The organism is Amycolatopsis sp. NPDC051045, from assembly GCF_040682955.1.
Taxonomy (GTDB): Bacteria; Actinomycetota; Actinomycetes; order Mycobacteriales; family Pseudonocardiaceae; genus Amycolatopsis.
The window spans coordinates 33757-59162 of the sequence record NZ_JBFBCC010000020.1 but is presented as its reverse complement, the minus strand read 5'-3'; the positions used below and the strand labels follow the sequence as shown (position 1 = coordinate 59162).

Annotated in this window: 21 protein-coding genes and 3 pseudogenes; 12 read left to right on the top strand and 12 right to left on the bottom strand. The window is 71.5% G+C overall.

The genetic code is table 11. The features are described 5' to 3' along the window. Positions 1-260: 260 nt before the first annotated feature. Entirely contained in the window at positions 261-887 is a 627-nt protein-coding gene (locus tag AB0M80_RS34875) for a helix-turn-helix domain-containing protein (protein ID WP_364573461.1), read from the bottom strand. Positions 888-1003: 116 nt separating this feature from the next. On the opposite strand from AB0M80_RS34875, the gene AB0M80_RS34870 reads away from it, so the two are divergent. Next, positions 1004-3778 (top strand): AAA family ATPase, encoded by a 2775-nt coding sequence (locus AB0M80_RS34870; RefSeq protein WP_364573459.1) that lies wholly within the window; start codon positions 1004-1006, stop codon positions 3776-3778. A gap of 99 nt (positions 3779-3877) precedes the next feature. On the opposite strand, the gene AB0M80_RS34865 is transcribed toward AB0M80_RS34870, so the two are convergent. Next, the gene (locus AB0M80_RS34865) at positions 3878-4837 is read right to left on the bottom strand and encodes an alpha/beta hydrolase (RefSeq protein ID WP_364573457.1); all 960 of its coding nucleotides are present in this window, start codon (positions 4835-4837) and stop codon (positions 3878-3880) included. Positions 4838-5004: 167 nt separating this feature from the next. On the opposite strand from AB0M80_RS34865, the gene AB0M80_RS34860 reads away from it, so the two are divergent. Further along, positions 5005-7728, top strand: a complete 2724-nt coding sequence (locus AB0M80_RS34860) for an AAA family ATPase (RefSeq protein WP_364573455.1) — start codon at positions 5005-5007, stop codon at positions 7726-7728. Here AB0M80_RS34860 and AB0M80_RS34855 read toward each other — a convergent pair whose 3' ends face one another. From AB0M80_RS34855 to AB0M80_RS34845, 3 genes and pseudogenes are all read right to left on the bottom strand, one after another. Further along, the gene (locus tag AB0M80_RS34855; RefSeq protein ID WP_364573453.1) at positions 7729-8709 is read right to left on the bottom strand and encodes an aldo/keto reductase; all 981 of its coding nucleotides are present in this window, start codon (positions 8707-8709) and stop codon (positions 7729-7731) included. A 116-nt stretch (positions 8710-8825) separates the two neighbouring features. Further along, on the bottom strand, positions 8826-9176 hold the full coding sequence (locus AB0M80_RS34850) for a UBP-type zinc finger domain-containing protein (RefSeq protein WP_364573451.1): 351 nt from the start codon (positions 9174-9176) through the stop codon (positions 8826-8828). A 112-nt stretch (positions 9177-9288) separates the two neighbouring features. After that, positions 9289-9924, bottom strand: a pseudogene (locus AB0M80_RS34845) (NAD(P)-binding domain-containing protein); the annotation flags it as partial. Positions 9925-10292: 368 nt separating this feature from the next. Here AB0M80_RS34845 and AB0M80_RS34840 point away from each other — a divergent pair. Genes AB0M80_RS34840 through AB0M80_RS34820 form a run of 5 tightly spaced genes read left to right on the top strand, consistent with a single transcriptional unit; the run spans position 10293 to position 15985 of the window. Beyond that, positions 10293-11408: an MFS transporter gene (locus AB0M80_RS34840; RefSeq protein ID WP_364573449.1), complete on the top strand. Its 1116-nt coding sequence runs from the start codon at positions 10293-10295 to the stop codon at positions 11406-11408. A 29-nt stretch (positions 11409-11437) separates the two neighbouring features. Continuing rightward, complete coding sequence (locus AB0M80_RS34835) at positions 11438-11986, top strand: 2Fe-2S iron-sulfur cluster-binding protein (protein ID WP_364573447.1); 549 nt, start codon at positions 11438-11440, stop codon at positions 11984-11986. Further along, positions 11983-12993 carry a xanthine dehydrogenase family protein subunit M gene (locus tag AB0M80_RS34830; RefSeq protein ID WP_364573445.1) on the top strand — a complete coding sequence of 337 codons (1011 nt, stop codon included), beginning with the start codon at positions 11983-11985 and terminating at the stop codon, positions 12991-12993. Before AB0M80_RS34835 ends, AB0M80_RS34830 begins: the two co-directional genes overlap by 4 nt. Next, positions 12990-15101 carry a xanthine dehydrogenase family protein molybdopterin-binding subunit gene (locus tag AB0M80_RS34825; protein ID WP_364573443.1) on the top strand — a complete coding sequence of 704 codons (2112 nt, stop codon included), beginning with the start codon at positions 12990-12992 and terminating at the stop codon, positions 15099-15101. The genes AB0M80_RS34830 and AB0M80_RS34825 overlap by 4 nt, the downstream gene beginning before the upstream one ends. Before the next feature lie 11 nt (positions 15102-15112). Continuing rightward, positions 15113-15985, top strand: a complete 873-nt coding sequence (locus tag AB0M80_RS34820; protein ID WP_364573442.1) for an NAD(P)H-binding protein — start codon at positions 15113-15115, stop codon at positions 15983-15985. On the opposite strand, the gene AB0M80_RS34815 is transcribed toward AB0M80_RS34820, so the two are convergent. From AB0M80_RS34815 to AB0M80_RS34805, 3 genes are all read right to left on the bottom strand, one after another. Next, positions 15975-16652: a hemerythrin domain-containing protein gene (locus AB0M80_RS34815; protein WP_364573440.1), complete on the bottom strand. Its 678-nt coding sequence runs from the start codon at positions 16650-16652 to the stop codon at positions 15975-15977. The two genes, AB0M80_RS34820 and AB0M80_RS34815, sit on opposite strands and share 11 nt — an antisense overlap. A 93-nt stretch (positions 16653-16745) precedes the next feature. Beyond that, positions 16746-18074, bottom strand: a complete 1329-nt coding sequence (locus tag AB0M80_RS34810) for an FtsX-like permease family protein (protein ID WP_364573438.1) — start codon at positions 18072-18074, stop codon at positions 16746-16748. A 1-nt stretch (position 18075) separates the two neighbouring features. Beyond that, positions 18076-18816 carry an ABC transporter ATP-binding protein gene (locus AB0M80_RS34805; protein WP_364573436.1) on the bottom strand — a complete coding sequence of 247 codons (741 nt, stop codon included), beginning with the start codon at positions 18814-18816 and terminating at the stop codon, positions 18076-18078. A 152-nt stretch (positions 18817-18968) separates the two neighbouring features. On the opposite strand from AB0M80_RS34805, the gene AB0M80_RS34800 reads away from it, so the two are divergent. Together AB0M80_RS34800 and AB0M80_RS34795 are read left to right on the top strand one after the other, a co-directional pair. Continuing rightward, positions 18969-20207: a histidine kinase gene (locus AB0M80_RS34800; protein WP_364573434.1), complete on the top strand. Its 1239-nt coding sequence runs from the start codon at positions 18969-18971 to the stop codon at positions 20205-20207. Next, on the top strand, positions 20204-20866 hold the full coding sequence (locus tag AB0M80_RS34795) for a response regulator transcription factor (RefSeq protein ID WP_364573432.1): 663 nt from the start codon (positions 20204-20206) through the stop codon (positions 20864-20866). Before AB0M80_RS34800 ends, AB0M80_RS34795 begins: the two co-directional genes overlap by 4 nt. Here AB0M80_RS34795 and AB0M80_RS34790 read toward each other — a convergent pair. Then, a complete protein-coding gene (locus AB0M80_RS34790) occupies positions 20859-21143 on the bottom strand; it encodes a hypothetical protein (protein WP_364573586.1) in 285 nt (94 codons plus the stop codon). The genes AB0M80_RS34795 and AB0M80_RS34790 overlap by 8 nt on opposite strands. Between AB0M80_RS34790 and AB0M80_RS34785 the strand changes: the two genes are divergently transcribed. The 3 genes from AB0M80_RS34785 to AB0M80_RS34775 all read left to right on the top strand — a co-directional run bounded on the left by AB0M80_RS34785 (position 21081) and on the right by AB0M80_RS34775 (position 21987). Continuing rightward, entirely contained in the window at positions 21081-21254 is a 174-nt protein-coding gene (locus AB0M80_RS34785; protein ID WP_364573578.1) for a LuxR C-terminal-related transcriptional regulator, read from the top strand. The genes AB0M80_RS34790 and AB0M80_RS34785 overlap by 63 nt on opposite strands. A 99-nt stretch (positions 21255-21353) precedes the next feature. Continuing rightward, positions 21354-21515, top strand: a complete 162-nt coding sequence (locus AB0M80_RS34780) for a hypothetical protein (protein WP_364573430.1) — start codon at positions 21354-21356, stop codon at positions 21513-21515. Then, on the top strand, positions 21505-21987 hold the full coding sequence (locus AB0M80_RS34775; RefSeq protein ID WP_364573428.1) for a hypothetical protein: 483 nt from the start codon (positions 21505-21507) through the stop codon (positions 21985-21987). The genes AB0M80_RS34780 and AB0M80_RS34775 overlap by 11 nt, the downstream gene beginning before the upstream one ends. Positions 21988-22145: 158 nt before the next feature. Here AB0M80_RS34775 and AB0M80_RS34770 read toward each other — a convergent pair whose 3' ends face one another. The 3 genes and pseudogenes from AB0M80_RS34770 to AB0M80_RS34760 all read right to left on the bottom strand — a co-directional run bounded on the left by AB0M80_RS34770 (position 22146) and on the right by AB0M80_RS34760 (position 25334). Then, entirely contained in the window at positions 22146-23321 is a 1176-nt protein-coding gene (locus AB0M80_RS34770; RefSeq protein WP_364573426.1) for a hypothetical protein, read from the bottom strand. 379 nt (positions 23322-23700) lie between these two features. Further along, a pseudogene (locus AB0M80_RS34765) lies at positions 23701-23938 on the bottom strand (IS3 family transposase); the annotation flags it as partial. A 1074-nt stretch (positions 23939-25012) separates the two neighbouring features. Beyond that, positions 25013-25334 (bottom strand): annotated as a pseudogene (locus AB0M80_RS34760) (Imm7 family immunity protein). Between the last annotated feature and the right edge of the window lie 72 nt (positions 25335-25406).

The window sequence follows — 25406 nt, the reverse complement described above, 5'->3', positions numbered from 1 at the left end:
TGAGCGCGCTCTGCGGCTGAGGGGTGTCGCGGGCGGATCGAACGCGTGCACAGCATCGGGCGGCAGGGTCTCGAGGAGCAGTCCGCGCCGCGCCGTGACCGGCCCGGATCTGCGTCTTCAGCCCAAGACCGTCGAAGCAGACCGAAGTTGATTAGAGGGCGACCTATCGATTAGAGTGCACCAATGGTCGGTTACGGTGCGTGCCGCGATCAGCGGCTATCTCGCGCTGACGGCAGAACGTTCAAGCGATGAGCGACGTCTCACCTGCTCGGGCAGGCGAGCAGCGCCCTCTTCGCTTCCGAGGCCAGCCAGCGCTCGGCGTCGTCGAAGGTCCACTTGCGGTGGCTGACCAGGCTGAACCACGCGTCCTGTCCGACGTAGAACCACAGCACGTCGGCCGCCGTGTCTCCGGACAGCTCGGGCCGGAGGGCCTTCAGGTCCGTCAGCCTGGCGGCGATGGCCGCGAGCGCGGCGGCGTATTCGGCGTTCCCGGCTTCGAGGACGGCTGCCGCGATCGGCTCGGTGCGGCATTCGGGAACGAGCGCTTCGAGCATCGTCCAGTGCGCTTCGTGAGCCAGCCGGGTTCCGCGAGCGGCGAGGTCGACGACCTCACGGGGGTCGTCGCACCGGGCTACGGCGACCAGCGTTCGCGCGGCGCTGGGATCGTGGATGGCGGGGATCAGCAGCTCGCGGAGGATCTCGGCCTTGCCGCCGGTACTGGCGTAGACCGTCTGGGGCGCGACGCCGGCCGCGGAGGCGATCTGAGCAACCGTGACGTTGACGTAGCCTCGCTGGATGTAGAGGTCGCGGGCACTGTCCAAAATGGCGGCGCGCGTGGCGGCGGCCGCGTCGAGCCGCCGTGGCGAATGATATTTCCCCTTGGCCACTACGCACCTCGCGCTCTGACGCTCACCCCACCGACCAAGCGGACTTTAGCATCGTGAGGACACCGCTCAGCCCACCTCATTCCCCAGCTCGATCCACCGCCTTCCCCGGAGAATCCATGCAGGGCCCACAAGGCGACCGGGGCCGAGCCGCGGTGATCGGCCGGATCCCTGAACTGGACCGGCTTCGAGAGGTGGCCCGGAGCGTGACGGCCGGCGGGGCGGCGGTGGTGCTCACGGGTGAGGCCGGCATCGGCAAGACCCGGCTCGCCGAGGAACTCGGGGCACTCGCTCACGCGGAGGGGTTCCGGCAACTGCGGTGCACCGGCCTGGAGAGCGAATCCCACGCGGGGTTCGCGGGTTTGCACGAGCTGATCCACCCCGTGCTGGACCAAGCCGAAGCGCTGCCGGAGCGGCAGCGCCGGGCGTTGTTCACGGCCTTCGGGATGGCCGACGGGCCCCCTCCGGAAGGACTGCTGATCGACCTCGCCGTGCTCGGTCTGCTCGAGGAGGTGGCGGCGCGGCAGCGGCTGTTGCTGGTCGTCGAGGATGTGCAGTGGCTCGACCCGTCGACCGCAGCGGTGATCAGATTCCTCGCGCGACGCCTCAGCGCCGCACCGATTCTCCTGCTGGCGACCGTTCGCACGGCGGTCGGCGACCCGGAGCCGGTGCCGTCGCTGCCCGGCACCCGCCTCGAACTCGGGCCGTTGCCCGAGGCGGACGCGGCGCGCTTGCTCGACGGAGTGGCGCCCGATCTCACGCCGGCCCGCCGGGCACGCGTTCTGCAGGAGGCGGGGGGCAATCCGCTGGCTCTGCTGGAGATTCCCGTCGCCTTGCGCGAAAGCGGGCTGGCGCCGGAGGCGCCACTGCCGCCGCTGCTGCCCACGACCCGCCGCCTGGAACAGGCTTTCCTCGCCAAGACCGGCGCCCTGCCCACCGCGAGCCGGCAGCTGTTGCTGCTCGCCGCGGCCGGCGGCGAGCTGACGTTGAGCGATCTCGTCGCGGCGGCCCGGCACGTCGGCTCCGGTCCCGAGGACCTCGATCCGCTCGAACGCGGTGGGCTGGTGGAGGTGTGGCAGGGACGCGTGCGGTTCCGCCACGGGCTGCTTCGTTCGGCCGTCTACGGGGCGGCGTCGTCGAGCAGACGCGCCGACGCCCACCGCGTCCTCGCGGCGGTGGCGCAGGATCCGATGCGTGCGGCGTGGCACCGCGCCGCGGCCGCCGGCGCGCGCGACGAGGACATCGCCGCCGAATTGGAGGCTGCCGGGCTGGTGGCGGCGCAGCGAGGTGCGCTCGCGGAGGCCGTGAGCGCCATCGAGCGCGCAGCCGCGCTTTCCCCCGAAGCCGCGCCGCGCGCCCGGCGGCTGGCGGTGGTCGCCGAGCTGGCGCGGCAGGCGGGCCGGACGAGCGATGCGCTGGGCGCGGTCAAGCAGGCCAGGCCGCTGACCACCCAGCCGACGGTGCTGGTGGAGCTGGCCGGTACCGAAATCGTGAACAACCTGATGTCCGGACTGCCCTCGCCGAGCGAACGGAGCCTGGTGGCACTGGCTCGACACCTGGCCGGCGCGGGCGGGGACGACCACCGCGCCGAGCGGCTCCAGTTGCTGTGGGCCACGGCCGTCCAGCTCACCCTGCGGCCCGGCGGACAGCACAATGCCGCCGAAGTCATGGCCGAGCTGACGAAGGCGGAGCCGCAGCTGCGGGACCCGCTGCAGCTGATCGGGCTGGCCCTGCTGGACCCACTCGGCTACGCCTCCCAGGGACGACCGCGGCTGGAGACGTTGCTGCCGCCGGTGCTGACCGAACCCCGGGTCCTGCTGAGTTTGGGCTTGGCGGCCGAAACGGTGCAGGATCTGCCCACCGCGCTCGCGGCGTTCGCCGCCGGCCGCGCCCATCTGCACCGCAGCGGCGCGCTGGGTGACGAAAGCCATCTGCTGGCGTGGCTGGCGTGCCAGCGCGTGCTCGCGGGCTCGCTGTACGAGGGGGTGGCGGACGCGGCGATGGCCGAGCGGATGGCGACCGATCTCGGGCTGCCCGCGGTCGCGGCCGCGGCCGCCGCCGCCGGCGCGCTCGGGCTCGCCTGGCGAGGACAACGGACCGAAGCCGTCGCCGCGCTCACCCGGGTCGGCCAGCAGCCGCCGGACGCGCTGTGGACGTCGACGACGGCGCGCGCGGCCTGGGCCACCGGGCACCTTGCGCTGCAGCAGCGAAGCTACCGCGACGCGTGGCTGGCGCTCCGGAAGGTGAGTGCTGACCGGACGACGGCCTTGTGGGCGCTCGGGGACTTCACCGAAGCGGCCGTCCACACGGGCAAGGCCGAATCGGCGCGGCGCGTGCTCGAGGCCGCCGAGCGCGACGCCGCCTGGTTCAGCTCGCCGGATTTGGACATGCTGGTGCAGCGGTGCCGTGCTCTGCTCGCTGTCGGCAACCAGGTCGGCACCCACTTCGAGACCGCACTCGAACGCGGCCGCGAGGGGCGGACGGTGCTGGAACGGGCCCGGACCCAGCTGGCCTACGGCCAGTGGCTGCGCAGGGAGCGGCGAGCGCCCGAGGCGCGAGACCAGCTCTCCGCGGCGTTGTACGTCTTCGAGGAACACGGAGCCGAGGAGTGGGCGAACCGAGCGGCCGCCGAGCTGCGAGCCGCCGGGGTGCCCACGGCCCGCCGTTCGCGCACCGGCCGTCCGGGTGCCGGGGTGCTGACCCCGCAGGAGCTGCAGATCGCGCGCCTGGCGGCGGACGGGCTCACGAACAAGGAGATCGCCGATCGGATCTACCTGTCGCACCGGACCGTCGGCGCGCACCTGTACAAGATCTTCCCGAAGCTCGGCATCACGAACCGGGCGCAGCTGAGGGAAGTCATGACCGACCTCGGAGTGCCCGAAGGCCGAACGTGACCGGTCATCCGGGCCGACCGCGGTGCGAGCGGGCGACGGTGGGGGCCGGTCACGGGCGCGAAACCAGGCGCAACGGCCCGCGTCCGTGACCGGCGGATGTCAGGCGGTGCCGAGCACGCCGGACAGGAAGCCGATGCCCTGGGTGATGGCCGCCTGGGCGGCACGGGTGCCGCGCAGCGGGTTGAGCCCGACGAAGTCGTGCACGATGCCTTGGTAGCGCACCGCGGTGACCGGCACGCCGGCCGCCCGCAGCTTGGCCGCGTAGGCCTCCCCCTCGTCGCGCAGCACGTCGGCCTCGCCGACGATCACGAGTGCCTCGGGCAGCCCGGCCAGCTCGTCGAGGCTCGCCCGCAGCGGCGACGCGGTGATCTCGGCCCGCTGCGCGGGGTCGGTGGTGTACTGGTCCCAGAACCACTGCATGCCCTCGCGCGCGAGGAAGTAGCCGGTTTCGAACTGGCGGTAGGAGCCGGTGTCGAAGGTGGCGTCGGTCACCGGGTAGAACAGCAGCTGACCGGCGAAGGAGATGCCGTCGCGCTGCTTGGCCAGGATCGTGGTGACGGCGGCCATGTTGCCGCCGACCGAGTCACCGGCGACAGCGACCCGGTCGGTGTCGAGGCTCTGCTCGGCGCCGTGGGTGCGGATCCATTCCGCGACGGCGTAGATCTGCTCGATCGCCGTCGGGTACTTCGCCTCGGGCGAAAGGCTGTAGTCCGGGAACACGACGGCCGCACCGGTACCGGCCGCGAGTTCGCGGATCAGCCGGTCGTGGGTCTGCGGTCCGCCGAAGACCCAGCCGAGGCCGTGGACGTAGAGGATGACGGGCAGGTCACCGGTCGCGCCGACCGGGCGGACGATCCGGATCGGCACGGTGCCGGTCGGGCCGCCGGTGATCGTGAGGTCGGAGATGTCGGCGTCGGGGACCCGGCCGGGGTCGGCCTGCACGCCGTCGACGATCTTGCGTCCCTCTTCGGGGGACAGCTGGTAGAGGAACGGGGGCGTGGAGTTCGCGTCGGCGAAGGCCTGGGCGTCCGGTTCGAGGACGGGCTTGGGCTCGGTCATCGGGGTTCTTTCTCTCGTGGCGGCGAAGCCCGGAGTGGGCGTGGTGCCGACGGTTCCAGGCGCGCCGCGGCGGGGCATCTGTCACGCGACTGGCGTTGTGGCCGCGGCCGAACCTGACGGGGCCACTTATGCTCTGCGGGACAGCCCGAACGGAAGGACCCCTTCTCGTGATCGGCCGCACATCGGAACTGTCGGTCCTGACGCACCTGATCGACACGATGACGACCACGGGACAGGCCGTCGTCATCGCCGGTGAGGCGGGGATCGGCAAGACGACGCTGGCCGAGGCCGCCGCCCGGTACGCCCGCGAGGCCGGGTTCCGGGAGCTGCGCTGCACCGGCTACCAGAGTGAGGCCACGCCGGGCTTCGCCGGCCTGCACGAGCTGCTGTACCCGGTGTGGAATGACGGCTCGTCGTTGCCCGGCCGGCAACGCGCGGCCCTGCAGGCGGCGTTCGGGCTCGCCGACGACGCCGGTGTGCAAGACCTCCTCGTCGCGCTCGCCGCGCTGGGGATCATCGAGGACGCCGCGTCCGAGCAACCGGTGCTCTTGTACGTCGAGGACCTCCAGTGGCTGGACGCCTCGAGCGCCGCCGTGATCAAGTTCCTCGCCCGCCGGCTGACCAACGCCCCGATCCTGCTGCTGGTGACGGTCCGGACGGCGGACCCGGAGATCGAGATCCCCTGGGCACCGGCCGAAGCCGTCGTGGCGCTGGTGCCGCTGACCCGCGAGGAGGCGGACGAGCTGCTCGAACACGCCGGCGTCGCGCTGAGCGAGGGAGAGCGGAAGAGGATTCTCGCCGAAGCCGGCGGCAACCCCCTCGCGTTGCGGGAGCTGCCCGTCGCGGTGCGCGAGCGCGGTGAGGTCGCCGGGCTCCTGCCCGGCCCGCTGCCGACCAGCCGCAGGCTGGAGTCGGCCTTCCTGGACCAGGCGGCGCACCTGCCCGAAGGGAGCCGGCGGCTGCTCGTGATGGCGGCCTGCGGCCAGGACATGCCGCTGCCCGAGCTCGTCGCCGCCGCCCGGGAGCTGGGACTGACGAGGGACGACCTCGATCCACTGGAACAGTCCGGGCTGCTCACACTTTCGGGTGACCGGTTGCGGTTCCGCCATCCCCTCGTCCGGTCGGCGGTGTACGGGGCGGCGTCGTCCCGGGAACGCACCGCCGCCCACCTCGCGCTGGCCGCGGCGGCCCAGGATCCGGGCCGCGCGGCCTGGCACCGCGCCGCGGGCTCCTACGGCCGCGACGAGGCACTGGCGGCCGAGCTGGAGGCCGCCGGTCAGACCGCGGCGAGACACGGCGCGCGCTCCGAGGCCGCCGCCGCGCTGCACAAGGCGGCCGAAGTCTCCCCGGACGTCGACGACCGGGTCCGGCGGCTGTCGGAGGCGGCCGAGCTGGCGCGCCGGGCCGGCGAGCCGGACGCTGTCTGGCCGATGCTGCGCGAAGCGGTGCCGGTGGCGACTGCGCCGGACACGATCGTTCAGCTGGCCAGCACCGAGATCGGCACCTCACTGCAAGCGGGCGAACCCGGGCGCAGCATCCGCGAACTGCTCGTGCTGGTCCGCCGGCTCGCCGGTGCGGACGGCACCGGCGAGCCGGAGGCGCGCGTGCGGCTGTTGTGGGCGATGGCGCTGGAGTGCTCGGATCGGCCGCACAGCGCCGAAGACACCGCGGCGGTCGCCCGGGAACTCGCCGCCATCGACCTGGGGCGCTGGGATCCGGTTCAGGAGATCGCCCGGGCACTGGTCGAGCCCGCCGCGCGGGTCGAAGTCCTCAAGCCCAGGCTGCGTTCGCTGGTGCCGCTCGTCGGACAGGACATCCGGGTCCTGCTCTCGCTCGGTTATGCCGCGCTGGTGCTGCACGACCTGCCGGCCGCACGGCTGGCCTGGGTGGCCAGCTGCGACTACCTGCCCCTGCTGGGTTCCTCGGTGGACGAGGCGCAGATCCTCGCCACGCGCGCGAGCACGGAGATCCTGCTGGGCCGGGTGCAGGAGGCGCAGCAACGGGCCGAGCTGGGGCTGCGGATCGCCGGCCACGCCGGCTTGCCCGCGGTGGCCGCGGCGGCCGAAGCGGCGTCCGCTCTCGCCTTCGCGTGGCGTAGTGAGATGACGGAGGCAGCGGCGGCCGCCCGGCGCAGCCGGCGGCTGTCGAAGCAGACACCGAGGGGGCACGAGGCGGCATTGGCCGCGTGGGCCGCCGGGCTCGTGGCCTTCCACAGCCAGCGGTACGAGGAAGCCTGGACCGAGTTCACCCGGATCCGGGTGTTCCCTCCGCTGGCCCGGATGAGCGTGGGCGACCTGACCGAAGCAGCCCTCCGCTGCGGGAAAGCCGACGACGCCGCGGCCTTCGTGGCCCGCGTCGAGGCCGACGCCCGTGTCTTCGGCTCACCGCACCTGCAGATGGTGGTGCACCGCAGCCACGCGTTGCTGCTGCTCGACGGCGCGCAAGCGGCGGAGCACTACGAGCTGGCGCTGGAGCACGGCCACCGGAGCGAGGCACGCATGGAGATCGCCCGCACCCAGCTGGCGTACGGGGAGTGGCTGCGGCGGAGGCGGCGGATCACCGCGGCTCGTCACCACCTCGCCGCGGCGAGCGCGGCTTTCGAGGAAGCGGGGGTGCGGGGCTGGGCGGCCCGGGCGGCCGCCGAGCTCACCGCCGCCGGCGGCACAGCCGCGACCGTCTCCCCCCGGACCGGGGCCCGGAGCTCACTCACCCCGCAGGAGCTGCAGATCGCGGCGCTGGCCGCCGACGGGCTCACCAACAAGGAGATCGCCGACCGGCTCTACCTGTCGCACCGCACGGTCGGCGCCCATCTGCACAAGGTGTTCCCGAAGCTGGGCATCACGGCACGCGCGCAGCTGCGGGACGTGCTCGACGAGCCCTCCGGCACCTGATCACGCGTGCATCCGGGCCAGACCGGCCTCGGTGTCACGCTCGCCGGCCACCCCGGTCTCGGTCACCACCCGCCGCAGGGCGGTGAGGTCGTCTCCGGTCAGCACCAGGTCGACGGCCGCGGTGTTCTCGTCGAGCCGCGAGCGGTGCCGGGTGCCGGGGATCGCGACCGCGCCCTGCGCCTGCACCCACGCGAGCGCCACCTGGGCGGAGGTGGCGTCCTTGGCCGCGGCGATCCGCCGTACCTGGTCGACGACCCGCAGGTTCTCCGCGATGGCCGCCGGCTGGAACCGCGGCAGCGTGCGGCGGGCGTCGCCGGGCTCGAGGTCGTCCACCGTGGTGATTCCCCCGGTGAGGAAGCCGCGGCCGAGCGGGGAGAACGCGACCAGGCCGATGTCCAGCTGCCGGAGGGTGTCCAGCACGCCGTTGCCCAGCAGGTCCCGGGAGAACAGCGAGAATTCCGACTGGACGGCGGCGAGGGGATGCACCGCGTGCGCCCGGCGGATGGTGGCCGCCGAGACTTCCGACAGCCCGATGTGGCGGACGAGCCCGTCGCGGACGAGGTCGGCCATGCCGCCCACGGTCTCCTCGATCGGCACGGCCGGGTCGACCCGGTGCAGGTAGAACAGGTCGATCACGTCCGTGCCGAGGTGCCGCAGCGAACGCTCCGCCGCGCGGCGGGCGTACTCGGGGCGGCCGTTGAGGCCGTGCGGCCGGCCCGCGTCGTCGAACTCGGTGGCGAACTTCGTCGCCAGCACCGCTTCGTCGCGCCGGTCACCGAGGGCGCGGGCGATCAGCTTCTCGTTCTCGAAAGGCCCGTACGCCTCGGCCGTGTCGATCAGGGTGACCCCGAGGTCGAGGGCGTGCCGCAGCGTCGCGATCGCCTCGGTTTCGTCGGTGGTGCCGTAGAAGGCGCTCATGCCCATCGCCCCGAGCCCCTGAGCCGAGACGGTGAGGCCGTCACCCAGCGTCGTCTGTTTCACGCGTTCTCCTTGTCTTGCCGGCGCTGTCTTGCCGGCGCTGTCTTGCCGGCGCTCGTCGAGCACCTCCGGCCGCCGGTGCGTCGCACCGGGTGCCGGCCTTGCAGAGAAGGCCGCAGTCACCGGTGCAGGTGCTCGGGCCAATCGCCGGGCACCCGAGCCGTCGGCCCCGGCACGCCCTGCTCCAGCGGACGGTGCTCGGGCGCGGCCAGCGCGGGCCCGCTTTCGTACATGACCCGCTCGCCGTAGTCCCAGAACCACTCCTCGCCCGGCTCGAAGCTGCGCACGAACCGGTGCCCGGTGGCCGCGGCGTGCGCACTGGCGTGCTGGTTGGGCGAGGAGTCACAGCACCCGACGCGCCCGCACCCGGCGCACCGCCGCAGGTGGAACCACCAACCCGCGGGGTCCATGGCTTCGCAGTCGGCACAACCGGTGCCACTGGGCGCCGCCGTGGGGTCGATTCCTTCCATGGAACTCCTTCACTCGGGGCTCCGGCGCGCGCGTGATCGCGGCCGGAACGGTCGGGGATCAAACGGCCGCCATCGGGCCCGGAACACCGGAGCCGGACCGGGTCGTGGCGGTTCAGCGTTCCGTCTGCTGCGCCGGCGCCAGCCGCACGAGGTCCTGACCGAGCAGTGGTCCGGCGGGCACCTGGTGCAGCCGGCCGCCGTCGGCCAGACCGCCGAGGTCGATCGGTGCGAACCCGAGTTCGGTCAGCAGGCCGGTGAACGTCTTCTTGGCCTCGTCGTCATCGCCGGACACGAACAGCACCCGGTTGCCCTCCGGCCGCCGCGGGTCCGCGGCCAGCGTCGCGGCGAACAAGTGGTTGAACGCCTTGACCACACGTGCGCCCGGTGCCCGGCGGGCGACCGCCTCGCTGGAGGTCTCCTCCCGCGGACCGGGCGCCGGCGCGGTGTAGTCGTTCGTCGCGTCCACCAGTACCCGGCCATCCCAGCCGGACAGCCCGGCGAGCGCCTCGGCCGTCCGGTCACCGGGTACGGCGAGGACGACGAGCTCGGCCTGTGCCGCCTCTTCACGGGTGCCCGCCGACACACCGGGGCCCAGTTCCCGGACCCGGTCGGTCAGGGTGCCCGGGCCGCGGCTGTTGCTCAGCACGACCTCGTGGCCGCCCGCGAGCAGGCGGGTGGCCACCGCGGCGCCGATCGCCCCCGCGCCCAAAATCCCGATCTTCATGGTCTCCCTTTCCTGGGGCTTCGGTGTCGGTTCCCATCGTCACCGGAGGCCGGGCCTCGCCACATCGGTCACGTGACTTACCCGGCCGGTTCAGCCCCGGCCGGGTGAGTCCGTGGAGCCGTCGTCACTCCACGCGGTGACGCCCCTCCCCACCCGTCGTCGCGCACCGGCGCCGGCCCGGCTCGCGGCCGCGGCCGGCACAACCCCGACCCGCAGTCACGTGACCGATGCCCGACGACGCCGGAAAGGACCAACCTGGGCGAGACCAACGCCCGCGATCGGAAGGCTCATCGGTGCCTCAAGCAACAACGGCCGCCGGCACGCTGCCGGCCTGCCTCGGTCCACGAGGCCCCGAGCCCGCGGCCGCCGCGGGACGCGCCGGGTGGATGGCGGTGAGCTCGGTGGCGGCGGCGGCGTTCACGCTGGTCCTTTCCGAGTTCATCGTGGTGGCGGTCCTGCCCGACCTCGTGCGTCAGTTCGGGGTCTCGGCCGGCACCGCCGGGCTGACCCTGGTCCTGCCCGGCCTGCTCGCCGCGGTCGCGGCTCCGGTACTGACCCTGGCCTTCGGTTCGCTGGACCGGCGGGTCGTGCTGTGGGGCCTCACGGGCATCGTCGCGCTGTCGGACCTGCTGGCGGCTCTCGCGCCGGGCTTCGCGCTGGTGATGGCGGCCCGGCTGCTCCTCGGTGCGGCGATCGGGGCGTTCTGGACGATCGGGGCCGGAGTGGGCCCGCGGCTCGTCCCGGCGGCCCGGGTGACGCGGGCCACCTCGCTGATCATGGCGGGCATCTCCGCCGGGACGGTCGTGAGCCTGCCGCTGGGCAACCTCGTCGCCCAGCACTGGGGCTGGCGATCCGCGCTGTTCGGGGTGGGCGCGTTGAGCATCCTCGCCCTGCTGCTGCAACTGCGGGTGCTGCCGCGGATGCCCGCGGGCCGGGCGCTGCACGCGAGCGATGTCTTCGGCCTGCTGCGGCGGCCCCGGGCGCGCATCGGGCTGGTGCTGTCGGCCCTGTTGTTCTTCGGGCACTTCGGGGCCTACACGTTCGTCTCGTCCTACCTCGGCGACCGGGCCGGCTTCTCGGCCGGCACCGTGGCGGTGTTGCTGCTGCTCTACGGAATCGCGGGCTTCGCCGGCAACTTCACCGCCGGAGCGACGTTGGACCGCAGCCTGCCCGCCACCCTGGGAATCGCCGCGGCGATCCTCGCCCTGTCTGTGCTCGCGCTGGGGATCTGGCACGCACCGCCGCTGGTGATCGTCGCACTGGGCGCGTGGGGAATCGGCTTCGGCGCCGTTCCCCTCTCGTTGCAGACCAACATGATGCGGGACCAGGCGGCCGAAGGGGCGCTTGCGCTCTTCGTGACCGTCAGCCAGCTGTCACTGGCGGCCGGATCGTTCGCCGGCGGCTTGGTGGTCGACCACGCCGGTCTGGCGACCGACTACCTCGTCTTCGCCCTGCCCGCGGTGGCCGCGGTACTCGTCGCCGCCACCGCGCTCCGCCGCCTGCGGTAGCCGAACCACGCCAAAGAACAGGAGTTCAGGTGCACACCGCAAACCACACCGAAGTCAGCCTGCGCGTCAACGGGGCCGACAAGACCGTGCCGGTCGACAACCGCGTCACCCTGCTCGACCTGCTGCGCGAGCACCTCGGTCTCACCGGGACCAAGAAGGGCTGTGACCACGGGCAGTGCGGCGCGTGCACGGTGCTGTTGGACGGGCAGCGGGTCAACAGCTGCCTGAAGCTGGCCGTCTCGGCCTCGGGCGGCACGGTCGTCACCATCGAAGGCGTCCAGGACCTCGCCGGCGGCGACGGTCTGCACCCGCTGCAGGAAGCTTTCGTGGCCAACGACGCGCTGCAGTGCGGCTACTGCACGCCGGGGCAGATCTGCTCCGCGCTGGGCGCGCTCGCCGAAGCCGACGCGGGCTGGCCCAGCCACGTCACGCCCGACGTGACCGCCGGCGTCGAGTCGGCGGCCGCGCTCACCGCGGACGAGATCCGCGAGCGCATGAGCGGCAACCTGTGCCGTTGCGGCGCCCACCGCGGCATCCTCGCCGCCATCACCGAGGTCGCGGCGGTGACGAAGCGATGAAACCGTTCGCGTACCAGCGCGCCGGCGGCGTCACCGAAGCCGTCACGACCGTCGCGGCGAACCCGGACACCGTCTTCCTCGCCGGCGGCACGAACCTGGTGGACCTGATGAAGCTCGAGGTCGCCCGGCCCGGCACCCTCGTCGACATCTCCGGCCTTCCACTCGGCGACCTCGGCCACCACCCCGACGGGACGACCGTCATCGGCGCGACCGTGACCAACGCGGCGCTGGCCGGTGATCGCACCGTGCGCCGCAACTTCCCGGTGTTGTCCGAGGCCGTGCTCGCGGGCGCGTCCGGACAGCTGCGCAACGCCGCGACGGTGGCCGGGAACCTGCTGCAGCGCACCCGCTGCGCGTACTTCCAGGACGTGCGCAAGCCGTGCAACAAGCGAGAGCCGGGTTCGGGGTGTCCGGCCCGCTCGGGCACGCACCGCGACCTGGGCATTCTCGGCGTCTCGTCCGCCTGCGTCGCGACCCAGCCCTCGGACATGGCCGTCGGCCTGGCGGTACTGGATGCCACGGTCACCATCCACGGGCCCGACGGGCCACGCTCGGTGGCGTTGCGGGACTTCTACACCTTGCCCGGCGACACGCCGCAGCGCGAGACGGTCCTGCGGCACGGCGACTTGATCACCGGGATCGTGCTGCCCCCGGCGCCCGAGGGGGCGGTGATGCACTACCGGAAGGTCCGCGACCGGTGGTCCTACGCCTTTGCGGTGATCAGCGTCGCGGCCCTGCTGACCCTGCGCGCCGACGGGCGGATCGACCAGGTGCGCATCGCGTGGGGCGGAGTGGCGCCGCGCCCCTGGCGGGCCACCGTCGCCGAAGGCCTGCTGCAGGGCCGAGAACCGACCGCGGAGGTGTTCGCCCGCGCGGCGCACGCAGAACTGCGTCAGGCCACGCCACTGCCCCACAACGAGTTCAAAGTGGACCTCACCGCGGACGTCACGGCCGCCGTCCTCACCGATCTCGCCGACCGCGCCCGCGACCCGGAGGTGACCCGATGAGGTCGATCGGAACTCCCCTCGAACGGCAGGACGCCAGGGCGAAAGTCACCGGGGCGGCCACCTACGCCTACGAACACCACGTCGACGGCGTGCTGTACGCGTGGCCGGTGACCTCGGCCGTCGGCAAGGGCCGGGTCGCCGGCATCGACGAGGCCTCGGCGACGACGGTGCCCGGCGTCGTCGCGGTCCTGCACCACGGCAACGCCGCCAAGCTGCACACCGGCTTCGATCTCGGGCCGGTACAGCAGGTGTCGGTGCCGGAACTGCTCCTGCTGCAGTCCGACGAGATCTCCTACCGCGGTCAGATCGTCGCCGCAGTCATCGCGACCTCCGCCGAAGCGGCCCGCGAAGGAGCCGAGGCGCTGGCCGTGCGTTACGAGGAACGACCGCACGACGCGGTGTTCCGGCCGGACGACCCGCGGGCCTACGTCCCGGACATGGTCGGCGACCTCGGCCCCGGTCACGTGGCCCGCGGCGACGCGGATGCCGAGCTGGAACGCGCCGAGGTCCGCGTCGACGTCGTGTACACCACTCCCGCCCAGCACGCGCATCCCATGGAACCGCACGCGACCATCGCGGCCTGGGCGGACGGCCGGCTGACCCTCTACAGCTCCGAACAGGGGCCGTCGAACACCAGCCAGACCTTCGCGTTCCTGTTCGGCATGGACCCCGCGGACGTCGAGGTCGTCTGCGACTACGTGGGCGGCGGCTTCGGTGCCAAGGCTTCGCCACGGCCACCGGCGATGGTCGCCGCGCTCGCCGCGCGGCTCGTGGACCGGCCGGTCAAAGTCGCGTGGAACCGGCCGCTGATGACCGCACACGAGACCTATCGGTCACCGACCATCCAGCGAATCGCCCTCGGCGCCGACCGTCAGGGCCGGCTGAGCGCCATCGTGCACGAGGCCCAGCACATGGCCTCCGCGCTGTCGGGCTACGTCGACCAGACCGCCAGCTCGGCGCGCATGATGTACGCCGCCGAGCACGCCCGCACCACCGCCACCGCCGTCCGGCTGGACGTGCCCTCGCCGGGCTGGATGCGGGGTCCCGGCGAGGTCCCGGGCATGTTCGGGCTCGAGTGCGCGATGGACGAACTGGCCGGCGAGCTGGGCCTCGACCCGATCGAGCTGCGGATCCGCAACGAACCATCCGTAGACCCCGCCGACGGCACGCCGTTCAGCAGCCGGAACCTCCTCGCCTGCCTGCGGACCGGCGCCGAACGGTTCGGCTGGGCGGACCGCGATCCCCGCCCCGGTGCCCGGCGCGAAGGACGGTGGCTGCGCGGAACCGGCGTGGCCGCTTCCCGCTATCCGGTGTTCACCGTGCCCTCCACCGCCCGGGCCACCGCCGAGAACGACGGGACGTTCACCTTCGCCATCGGCGCGGTCGACATCGGCACCGGAGCGCGCACGGTGCTCGCCCAGGTCGCCGCGGACGCCCTGGACGTCCCGGTCGAGCAGATCCGTCTCGTGCTCGGCCGTGCGTCGCTGAGCGTCGCCGCGTTCGCCGGCGCCTCCCTCGGCACGGCGTCGTGGAGCTGGGCGATCGACAAAGCCGCCCGGATGCTGCGGGAGCAGGGCGCGGCGCCCGGGCTGACGGTGCACGCCGACACCACCGAAGAAGTGAACGCGATGCGCCAGGTCAGCCGCAACGCCTACGGAGCCCAGTTCGCCGAAGTCGAGGTCGACACCGTCACCGGACAGGTGCGCGTCGAGCGGATGCTCGGCGTGTTCGCCGGCGGCCGCATCCTCAACCCGAGGACCGCGCGCTCCCAGCTGATCGGCGGCATGATCATGGGCATCGGCGGCGCCCTGATGGAGGCTGCCGAGCTGGACCCGGCGTTCGGCGACTTCGTCAACCACGACCTCGCCGGCTACCACTTCCCGGCCCACGCCGACGTCCGCGACATCGATGTGATCATGCTGTCCGAACAGGACAACGAGTTGAACCCGCTGGGCGGCAAGGGAATCGGCGAGATCGGCGTGGTCGGCGCCGCGGCCGCCATCGCGAACGCCGTCTTCCACGCGACGGGCAGACGCATCCGCGACCTGCCCATCAGGCTCGAGAGCCTGCGCCCGCCGGGTTCCCGGGCATTCCAGCAGCAACTGTGAGGAGCAAATCGATGAAGGTTCTCGTGACCGGCGCGTCGGGCACGGTCGGCGGGCTGGTGACGCGCCGGCTGTCCGAGGAAGGGGTCGCCGTGCGCGGTGTCGTGCGCCGGCCCGAAAGCGCCGCCGACCTCCGGCAACGGGAGCTGCCGGAGGTGGAGGCGGTCGCCGCCGACCTCGCCGAGGAGGCGGGCGTTCCCGAGCTGCTGGCGGGTGTCGACGCGGTGTTCCTGGTAACGGCCAACGTGCCCACGCAGCTGGCCCAGGAGCAGTCGGTGATCCGCGCGGCGGCCAAGGCCGGGGTGCGGCGGGTCGTCAAGATCAGTGTCGGCGGGGTGTCCCCGGACGCGCCACTGGCCCTCGCCCGCGTGCACTACGCGGCCGAGCAGGAGCTGACCGTCGTCGGTGTCCCCCACACGATCCTGCGGCCCGCGTTCTTCATGGACAACCTGCTGCAGTACATCCCGTGGATCGACCCCTCCGGGAGACTCGAGCTGCCCCTCGGGGACGGCGCCATGGGCATGATCGACGCCCGGGACATCGCCGACGTCGCCGTCGCCGAACTGCGGGCCTCGGCCGGCGGCGACCGCGATCTCGTGCTCACCGGCCCGGAAGACCTCACCACGGCCCAAGCGCTGGCCCGGATCGCCGACGTCGTCGGCCGGCCCCTGCGCCACGTCGACGGGATGAGGGAGAGCTTCCTGCGCCGTTACCTGGCGGACGGCAACTGGTCCGGCTACGCCGAGGACATGGCCACCCTCTACGACGGCGTCCTGCGTCACGGCTACGGCGCCGGAACCACCGCCACCGTCGAAGAAGTGACGGGCCACGCCCCGCGCACCGTCGACGACTTCGCCTTCGAACACGCCGGGAAGTTCAGCCGGTGAGGCGCACAGCGCGCACATGAGCCGTGTACAGGCGAGCGCCGACGACCCGCCAGATCAGGCGGGCCGGGGCGGGCATCTCGTGCAGGAACCAGCGGTGCTCCACCGGCGTGGCGTCTTCGAGCACGACACCCGCCAGCAGCATCCGGGACCGGAAGTCGCCGGGCAGGTTGCGCATGGCCGCCTTCTGCGGCTCCTTCCACTCCGCCACCGACAGCTGTTCGCGGATCAGCGGCAGCACCCGCTGCTCTTCGAGGTCCAAGTGTTCCCTCAGCGCGGTGGCCAGCTCCCGGAAGCGGGCGGCCAGGTGATCGCGCAGCCGCGCGGTCGCCGTGGCCGCCCACTCGGGCAGATCCGGTTCGACCGACGCGATGATCTTCGCGAGGGCCTCGTGCTGTTCTTCCATGGTGTCGATGAGGCTGTCGTCGAGGGTGAGCCGCTCGTGCAGCAACGGCCACAGGTACCGATCTTCGCTCTCGTGGTGCTCGTGCAGCATGGCGAGCATCAGGTCGGCGTGCTTCGCGACGGCCGATGCGGCGGCACGGTCGTCCGCGGGAACGGCGGCGATCACCGGGCCGAGCAGGTCCAGCTCGCGGCGAAGGGCTTTGTGGATCACTTTCATCTCTTCGGTGTCCGGCTTGTCCGCCGGGCTGTGCTGATCGATCCGCATGGTTCTGCTCCTCGGTGGGGGCCGCTTCCGCGGCCGGGGTCCTTCGGTACGGCCCGTCCTGTCCCGGCGTGCGCCGGGACAGGACGGGATCCTTCATTCGGCGGCGAGCGCCCGGGGCACGTCCTGACGCAGGGCGAGCAGGGCGGGAATGACCGTCGCGGGCACGATGAGCAGGGCCCCGCCCGCGGTCAGCACGGCGACCGCAGTGGTGGTCGCCGCGCTGACCGCGAGGCCCTGGCCGGTGCCCCAGGCGGCGGCCAGCAACGTCGTCGCCACGGCGGCGATCCCGAGCAGGCAGGCGGTGCCGACGTAGATCACCGCCTCGGCCGCCGCGGCGGCGGTCACCGTCGCCGGGCTGCCGCCGCCGGCCACGACCAGGGCGACTTCACGCTCACGGCTGCGGCTCGCCATGAACAGGGTGGCGGTCGCGCCCAGCAGCGACAGCAGGACCGGGCCGCCGAGCAGCAGCACGACCGCTCCGACGGGCATCGGACCAGGGTCTCCGGTCGCCCCGTGTGCCGCGTCACCGGCGGCGTACAAGCCTCCGGCCAGCGCGATGGCCAGCAGCAGCGGGTTGATCACCGCGGTGCTCCGGCCGAGGTGGCTGACGCTCGCGTTGCGCGCCAGGTACCAGGCGCTGGACCGGGATTCCGGGATCAGGGCGGTCCAACCCCGCACGAGCGCCGCCATGAACAGCGGACCCAGCGCCGTGAAGATCCCGGCCACGAGCGGGCCGACCAGCATCAGCGGTGCGCTCATCCGGCCGGGGTCCGTGCCGGGCAGCGTGCTGACGAGCCAAACCAGGACCGCCACCATGGCTCCGGCGGCCACCCAACGCTTCCGGCTCATGGTCACCGGAGGAGCGTCCGCCTCGCGCAGGGTCCGGATGACCGGCGTGTGGGCGGCCCGGCGGGCCCCGCGCGCACTGGCGGCCACGGCCAGCAGGACGACGAACACCACCACCGCGGCCGCCGAGACGAAGCCGAAGCTCGGCCGGAGCGACGAAAAGTCCGGGCTCGTCGCGAAACTGAAGCGGAACAACGGCCGCAGCACCGGCGCCGCCAGGAAACACCCGGCCGTGCCGCCGGTGAAGGCGAGCGTGGCCAGCTGGGCGTGGACGACCGTGCGGACGTGCGCGGGACGCAGGCCGACCAGCTGCCACAACGCGTAGGCGCGCTGGTGCAGCGTCACGGCCAAGGCAGTGACCGAGCCGAGCACGACGAGGGCGGCCGCCACGCTGAAGACGATCATCGTGCTGCTGATCCCGTAGAGCGCCAGCGCGACGTTCCCGCCAGTGACCAGCCCGGTCTCGATGTCGCAGGCCACGACGGCGCCGACGACGGCGGTGGCCGCCGTCACGAGCAGCACCCCCAGCCACACCCGGACGTTGTCGAGCAGGTCGGAGAAGATGAGACGCAGCATGTCAAGCCACCGCCGCACGAGCGTGGGTGAGCGCGTCGAGCACGTCCGCGGCGCTGGGCCGGAGCAACGTGCGGTGGATCATCCCGTCCCGCAGCACCAGCACCCGGTCCGCCCGGGCCGCGGCCTGCAGGTCGTGGGTCACCATGACGACGGACCGGCCGCCGTCGCTGACCTCGCGCAGCAGGTCGAGCACCTGGGTGCCCGCGTCGGTGTCGAGTGCGCCGGTGGGTTCGTCGGCGAAGACGATGTCCGGGCGCATGGCCAGCACCCGGGCGATGGCGACCCGCTGCTGCTGGCCACCGGAGAGCGCGGCCGGCTTGTACGACGCACGGTCGGCCAGCCCAACCTGGTGCAGCGCGCGGCTCACGTCCTCGGCACTGACGGCGCGCTTGGCCAGCCGCGCCGGCAGCGCCACGTTCTCCCAGGCCGTCAACGAGCGGATGAGGTTGTAGGACTGGAAAACGAAGCCGATGTGTTCGCGACGGACCGCGGCCTGCGCCCGCCGGCCAAGGCCGCTCAAGGACCGGCCCATCACGGTGACGTCCCCGGACGTCACCGGCTCCAGCCCGGACAGGCAGTACAGCAGCGTCGACTTGCCGGACCCGCTCGGCCCCACGATGGCCACGAACTCGCCGGGGAAGACGCCGAGGGAGATGCCGCGCAACACCGGCGTGGGCGTTTCGCCGCGGCCGTCGGCGAACTCCTTGGTGATGGTGTCCGCCTGCAGAAGGTATTCGCTCATTCGGGTTCCCCGCTTCGTTCGATCTTGACGGCTGAATGCTGCCCGGCCGGCACCGGCTCGCGCGTCTGTCCCAGGACCGACCGCAGGTCTGTCTTGCGGCATACCCGGCCGGGCGTTCGCCGCACGGAACCGCGTCTGCCCGGGAGGGCCTCGTGATCTTCCAGCTCAGCCGCGACCGGCTCACCTCGCTGCGGCGCCGGGCTCTCGACGGCGTCATCACGGTCCTGGTGTTCCTCACCGGCGCAGCACAGCTGCACCCGTGGGAACCCCGGCCCGGACCCGGCTATCCGGCGGCGCTGGTGCTGACCGCCGGTGCGCTGTCCATGCCGTGGCGCCGACGGCGACCCGCGAGCGTCTTCGCTCTCGCTGTCGCCGGGAGCACGCTGCAGCTGCTCACCGCAGGCCCCGAGGACAGCTCCGTCGACATCGGATTGCTCTTCGCCGGGTATGCCGTCGCCGCCTACGGGAGCGGGCCGGCGCGGGTGGTGTTGCCCGCCGCCGGGGTCGGTCCCCTGGCGTGGGCGGCGACGGACTGGCTGGGTGACTCCGCCGGCGGCTATTCGGTTCCCGCCGCGGTGGCCGTCGCCGCCCTGCCGATCTGGATCCCGTGGCTCCTCGGTGCGAACGTCGAAGCCCGGCGGCGCGCGTTGACTGCCCTGACGGAACGTGCCGCCCGGCTGGAGGCCGAGCGGCAACTGGAGGCCGTCCGGGCCGTGCTGGAGGAACGCGGACGCATCGCACGGGAGCTGCACGACATCGTCGCCCACCACGTGAGCGTCATGGGCGTGCAAGCCGGAGCCGCCCGCCTCGCCGTGCGCGCCGACCCGGAACGTGCGGAGACGGCGTTGCTCGGGGTGGAAGATGCCGCCAGGCAAGCGGTCGGCGAAATGCGTCGTATGCTGGGCGCCCTCAAGGCACCCGCCGCGGAGGTGCCCAATGACGGCCCTGTCGTCGGATCCGCGCCGTTGAGCCCACAGCCGGGTCTGGCCGATCTGCCGCGGCTCGCCGGGGACTTCACCAAGGTAGGACTGGATATCGAGATGTCGCTCGACTGGCGGCTCAATGCCGGCAATCCCGTGCCCGACGAAGCTCTCCAGCTATCGGCCTATCGCATTGTGGAACAGTCACTGACGAACGTGCTGGAGCACGCGGGTAGGGCATCGACCTCGGTAGCTGTGTCGGTGACGTCCACCGCGGTCGAGGTGACCGTGACCAACGCGCGCGCCGGCGGCGCGAAGAACTTGACTGGATCCGACCGCGCCACGCGCGGACACGGAACGACGGGGATGAGAGACAGGGTGAGAATGTTCGACGGCACGCTCAACGCGGGCGCCCTGCCCGACGGCGGTTATCGGGTCCACGCTCGGCTGCCGATGGAAGGCGGCCGATGATCCGCGTCGTCATCGCCGATGACCAGCCGTTGATGCGCGACGCCCTGCGTACCGTAATCGATCTTCAGGCCGACATGACCCTCGTCGGTGAAGCGGCCGATGGCCGCGAAGCCGTCACGAGGGTGCTCAGCGAGCATCCGGACGTCGCCGTCCTCGACATCCGCATGCCACGGCTTGATGGCATCGCCGCGACCAGCGAAGTCACCCGCAGCACGGACACCCGCGTCCTGATACTGACAACTTTCGAGGACGACGACTACGTCCACGCCGCGCTGAAAGCCGGCGCCTCCGGGTTCTTGCTGAAGAACTCGCCTCCCGAGGAGATTTTGAGCGCTATTCGCGTCATCGCCTCCGGGAACGGACTACTCGCTCCATCGGTCACGATGAAACTCATCAAGCAGGTCGCCGCAGCGGCTCCCACCCACGACCCGACCCTCATCGAAACGCTTGACACGTTGACTGCTCGCGAAACCGATGTCTTGCGGGACATAGCCCAGGGAATGTCCAACGCCGAGATCGGCAGGCATCTCTACATCGGTGAAGGCACCGTCAAGACCCACGTTTCGCGCATCCTCGTCAAGCTCGGCGCCCGCGACCGGGTCCAGGCGGTCGTCTTCGCCTACGAAAGCGGCCTCATCGCGCCAGGGAACCTCAGATGAACGTCGGTGGCAGCACGAGCCGCACCGGCTGGCTGACGTCCTTGGCTCGCAGCAGCTTCGACAGTCGGCATCGCGATGTTCGCATCGCGCCGCGGGGAACGCCCTGATCGCACCGACCGTCACCCGCCGGCTCATCGAGGAGTTCGCCGCGCGCCTCCAACCCGCCTCGCCCCCACGCAAGCTCAACGACGTCACCGGACGCGAACACGAGGTACTGGTCCTGGTAGCCCGCGGCCTGTCCAACCACGAGATCGCCACCCACCTGCACATCAGCCACGGCACCGCCAAAGCCCACGTCACCAACCTGCTCGACAAACTCGCCGCCCGCGACCGGGTCCAGCTCGTCATCACCGCCTACGAAGCCGGACTCATGACCCCGACCCCGTGACAGCCGGATCTTCGCTGTTCCTCGGTCCCGTTGGCCTCACTTGAGATGAGCGGCACGGGTCCGGCGGGAGCGGCGCGGCGACAGGCCCACAATCGCCCCGTGAGTTCGATCATCGAGTTCTTCGTCGCTCCGGACGACACCGCCGCGGCCGGTGTCGCGGAGCGCGGAGCCGGCACCAACGACAACTACGAGACTGCGCCGGCCCCGTGGTTGTCGCACACCATCGGTAGATGCGAGAATGGAGAAACCCATGCGCAGTAAGGGGAAGGACAATCCACTGCCGCTCATCCACGCCGCCGTAGTGGCCGTCAGTGTCTTCTCGATCGCCGCGGTCGTCCAGCACGACATCGCGAACGGCGCGGCAGGCTCGCCCGAGTCCGTCATCCACGCCACGGTTCCCGGCACACAAATCGGCGTTCTGCTGCCGGGTGAAACCGCGTACGTCACCCTCACCCTGACGAACCCGCACGCCAACATGAAGGCCGAAGTACAGCCCCTCTCCGCCGGCGACATCGTCATCGACACCCTCGCGAACCCCGCCGACAAGCCCTACTGCCACGACCAGATCGAACTGTCCACCGTCGGCGCGGACCCCCACCAGCCCACCCTCGCGAAGCACGAGGCCAACCACAAAATGATTGATGCCGTGAAGCTCAAAGCCGACACCGACGTACGCTGCCAGGGCATGACCTACCACACCACATGGTTCGTCCACTTCAAGGCCGTCCACTAAACGTGGTGTTGTTGCCGGGTCTGTCCGCTGCTCGGCGCGGCGGTCCGCCGGAGCCGGGCGGCCACGGGCTGGCCGGCAGCGGCAACACCTTCGGTGTGCCGGTGATGTTGCCGCTGCCTTCCAGTGCTACTGGCCTTCAGTGCCGCTGCTGCCGTTGGTCAGAGGCAGACGAGGATGCCGCCGCCGGCCGCGCCATTGGCGCCGTTGACACCGTTGATGCCGTTGACGAGGGCGATGACGTCCGTGCCGCCACCGCCGGTGGCGGTCCCGGAGTTACCGACACCGCCGGCACCCAAAGTGCCGCCGGAGCCGCCGGGGCCGCCCGCACCGGGGAGGCAGCCGTTGCCGCCGTTTCCTCCTGCGCCGCCGTTACCACCCTTGCCACCGGTCACGGTGAGGGTGTCGTCGCCGAGCCCGCCGTTGACGGTCCCGTTGTTACCGACACCGCCTGCGCCGCCCGCACCACCGGCTCCGCCGGCGCCACCGGGCTCGCCGAGGCCGTTGCCGTTGCCGCCCTTGCCACCAGTCCCGGCGTTGCCGCCGGCCCCGCCGGTGACTTTGATCGTGTCAACGCCGCCACCGCCGGTGACTGTGCCGGAGCTACCGAGACCCCCGGCACCGCCGACGCCGCCTTTACCGCCTGTGCCGCCGCCGTGCCCCGCGCCGGAGTTCCCGCCGTTACCGCCTGCGGCACCGAGGCCGCCCAGGACGGTGATGTTGTTCGTGTCGGCATCGCCGGTGATGCTCCCGGAGTTACCGATCCCACCGACGGCACCTGCGCCACCGACGCCGCCTACGCCACCCGTACCGGCGGAGGGGCCACTGTTGCCGCCGTTACCGCCGGTGTTGCCAAGGCCACCGGCGCCGCCGGTGACGGTGATGGTGTCGTTACCGGCACCGCCGTGGATGGTTCCCGCGCTGGCGATACCGCCGGCGCCCCCGGCACCGCCGACACCACCTGCTCCACCTGCGCCACCGAGGACTCCGTTACCGCCTCCTCCGCCGAGACCGCCCGCGCCGCCTGCGCCACCGATGACGGTGATGCCGTCCACGCCGTCACCGCCGTCGATGATCCCGGCGGTGGTGACGCCGATACCGCCGACGCCACCGGCCGCGCCGGCCCCACCGGCGAAACCGGCCGGGTGTGTGCTGGTGCCGTTGGCGCCGGCACCGCCCGCGGTGCCGATGGAGCCTGCGGTGCCGGTAACGAGAATCGTGTCGTTGCCGCCGACGGCGAGGATGCTGCCGGCAACGGGGGCGCCGGTGATGGTGATGCTGTCGTTGAGAGGGGTGCCGGTGAGAGTTTGACCGCCGGGAATGCCGGCGGTGCACACGATGTTGTCCCCGGACCCGTTGGGGGTTCGGGTGCACCCGACCGGATCAGCGTTGGCTATGCCAGGGGCCAGCAAAGTCAACCCTGTTGCGAGACCCAAACCGGTCAGGCCCCGACAGACCCGTCCGGCCGTGGTGATACGTGCTGTCGGTCTCATGCTCAATCTCCACTCGTGGCGTGGATCCGGGCTGTTGCCACGGTTCCGAGTGGGTTGATGACCAGGGTCCGGGATCACTACCCCGGGCCACAGCGTTCACCCCCTCAGCCCGGTTGGCAAGACGATGGGTGGCCAGTCACCCCCATGCGAGTGGGTTTCCTTGTATGGAGTGAATACGGGGTTGAGCTGCCCAAACTTCGGCTGACACCGGGGGCCGGCAGGTTTAGGCCGTTGGTGCGGTCGTATAGATGGTCCCAAACTCGACCGGGGTGAGCTTGCCCAGGCGACGCTCACGGTGGTACTTCGTCTCGATCCAGGACACGATCGCCAGTATCAGCTCTTCGCGGGTGCGCCAGCGACGCGTGTCCAGGAAGTTCCTTTGCAGTACGGAAAGGAATGATTCCCTTTGCGGCGTTGTCACCGCACGCGCCGACCCGGCCCATCGGCCCGGTCAGCCCGTAACAGACGCCGGTACGCTGCTGACCGAAACTGGCGCCGCGACCGCGAGTGAAGCTCGCATGTGAGAACCGATCGAATACCGACGATCTTGTCGGTCTGCCGGGAGATACCCAGTACCCAGCACGTCACCGCGACCGGCAAGAGCAGATTGCGGACAGCTTGCGTCACCCAGGCATGGGTGGGGTGCGCGGTGGACGGCGGCGAGGATGCACTGGCGCCCGGTAAGGGTGACGGACTCGACGAAATCCATCGCCGGGATCGCCTCAGCCTAGGACCGCAGGAAGTCAGCCCACCCACACAGTGGAGGCAGCGACCCTGATACCAAGCAGGGCGAGTTCGCCATGGATGCGCCGGTAGCCCCACGAGCGGTTCTCGGCCGCCAGCCTGAGAACGAGACGACGGATCGAGGTAAGAGTACAAGGACGCCCAGGCCTCGATTCACGCGGGCATGACGATGTTTCACCAGGTCACGATGCCACCGCAGCACCGTTTCCGGACTGTGGCATCGTCGAGGGTCTTCGCGGCCTTGGACACCTACATGTGGCGACTCACTTACAAGTGGCATGTCACCACCACCCCGACAAGCCGAAGTCCTGGGTCATCACCCGATACTTCGGCCGGTATCACAAACCCAGGCAGGACCGCTGGGTGTTCGGCGACCGCGACAGCGGCGCCTACCTGCCCAAGTTCGCCTGGACCAAGATCGTCCGGCACCGGTTGGTCCGCAGCGAGGCGTCGCCGGACGACCCCGCTCACGCCGACTACTGGGCCGACCGGCGACGCAAGCGCACACCTCCACTCGATCGCAGCACCCTTTTCCTGCTACGCAAGCAGAAAGGACGCTGCCCGATATGCGGGGACCTGCTCCTGCACGCCGACCGCGAGCCACAAAGTCCCCGTGAATGGGAACAGTGGCACCGCACCACTCGCAAGGCGATCACCAGACAACACATCATCGCCCACGGGACACAGGCGCCGACAAGGAACCAGCAACTCTGTACTCCTGAATCGCCCACAGGGGCTTGCTTGAGCCGTGTGCATCGACCCGCCTACCCGGCGACCCGTCCTCCTCGTCGTCAGCTCGTCTCCGCGTCTTCCAGCGTGGGGATCACCGGCGACAAGAAGTGGTCCACGTGTTCGGTGACCACGCCTCGGACCAGCCGGAAGACACGGAAGCTCTGCTGATGCTCGGGGTCTCCGTCGTCGAGGACGTACAGCAGGCCGTATGACCCGGGGGCGAGCCGGCCGACCTTGGCGAACAAGCCGACCACAGCCGCTCCGTGCGAACCGCCGCGATTCGTCCACCAGGGTGTGGATCTCGCCGAGCCGCAGGGACGGCTCGTCGTCGAGGGCTTCGGCGGTCGAGCGAAGCGTGATCCACCCGTGGTACTCGAACATGGCAAGAGTCTAAGAGGTGGACATTCCCCTCCTCGACCGGATTTTCGCGTCCTTGAGATCGGCGCCTCGACT

Excerpts from the sequence above, each read along its gene's own strand:
- AB0M80_RS34870 (WP_364573459.1), top strand. The coding sequence starts at position 1,004 with ATGCAGGGCCCACAAGGCGACCGGGGCCGAGCCGCGGTGATCGGCCGG.
- AB0M80_RS34865 (WP_364573457.1), bottom strand. The coding sequence starts at position 4,837 with ATGACCGAGCCCAAGCCCGTCCTCGAACCGGACGCCCAGGCCTTCGCC.
- AB0M80_RS34850 (WP_364573451.1), bottom strand. The coding sequence starts at position 9,176 with ATGGAAGGAATCGACCCCACGGCGGCGCCCAGTGGCACCGGTTGTGCC.
- AB0M80_RS34830 (WP_364573445.1), top strand. The coding sequence starts at position 11,983 with ATGAAACCGTTCGCGTACCAGCGCGCCGGCGGCGTCACCGAAGCCGTC.
- AB0M80_RS34825 (WP_364573443.1), top strand. The coding sequence starts at position 12,990 with ATGAGGTCGATCGGAACTCCCCTCGAACGGCAGGACGCCAGGGCGAAA.
- AB0M80_RS34820 (WP_364573442.1), top strand. The coding sequence starts at position 15,113 with ATGAAGGTTCTCGTGACCGGCGCGTCGGGCACGGTCGGCGGGCTGGTG.
- AB0M80_RS34815 (WP_364573440.1), bottom strand. The coding sequence starts at position 16,652 with ATGCGGATCGATCAGCACAGCCCGGCGGACAAGCCGGACACCGAAGAG.
- AB0M80_RS34810 (WP_364573438.1), bottom strand. The coding sequence starts at position 18,074 with ATGCTGCGTCTCATCTTCTCCGACCTGCTCGACAACGTCCGGGTGTGG.
- AB0M80_RS34805 (WP_364573436.1), bottom strand. The coding sequence starts at position 18,816 with ATGAGCGAATACCTTCTGCAGGCGGACACCATCACCAAGGAGTTCGCC.
- AB0M80_RS34795 (WP_364573432.1), top strand. The coding sequence starts at position 20,204 with ATGATCCGCGTCGTCATCGCCGATGACCAGCCGTTGATGCGCGACGCC.
- AB0M80_RS34775 (WP_364573428.1), top strand. The coding sequence starts at position 21,505 with ATGCGCAGTAAGGGGAAGGACAATCCACTGCCGCTCATCCACGCCGCC.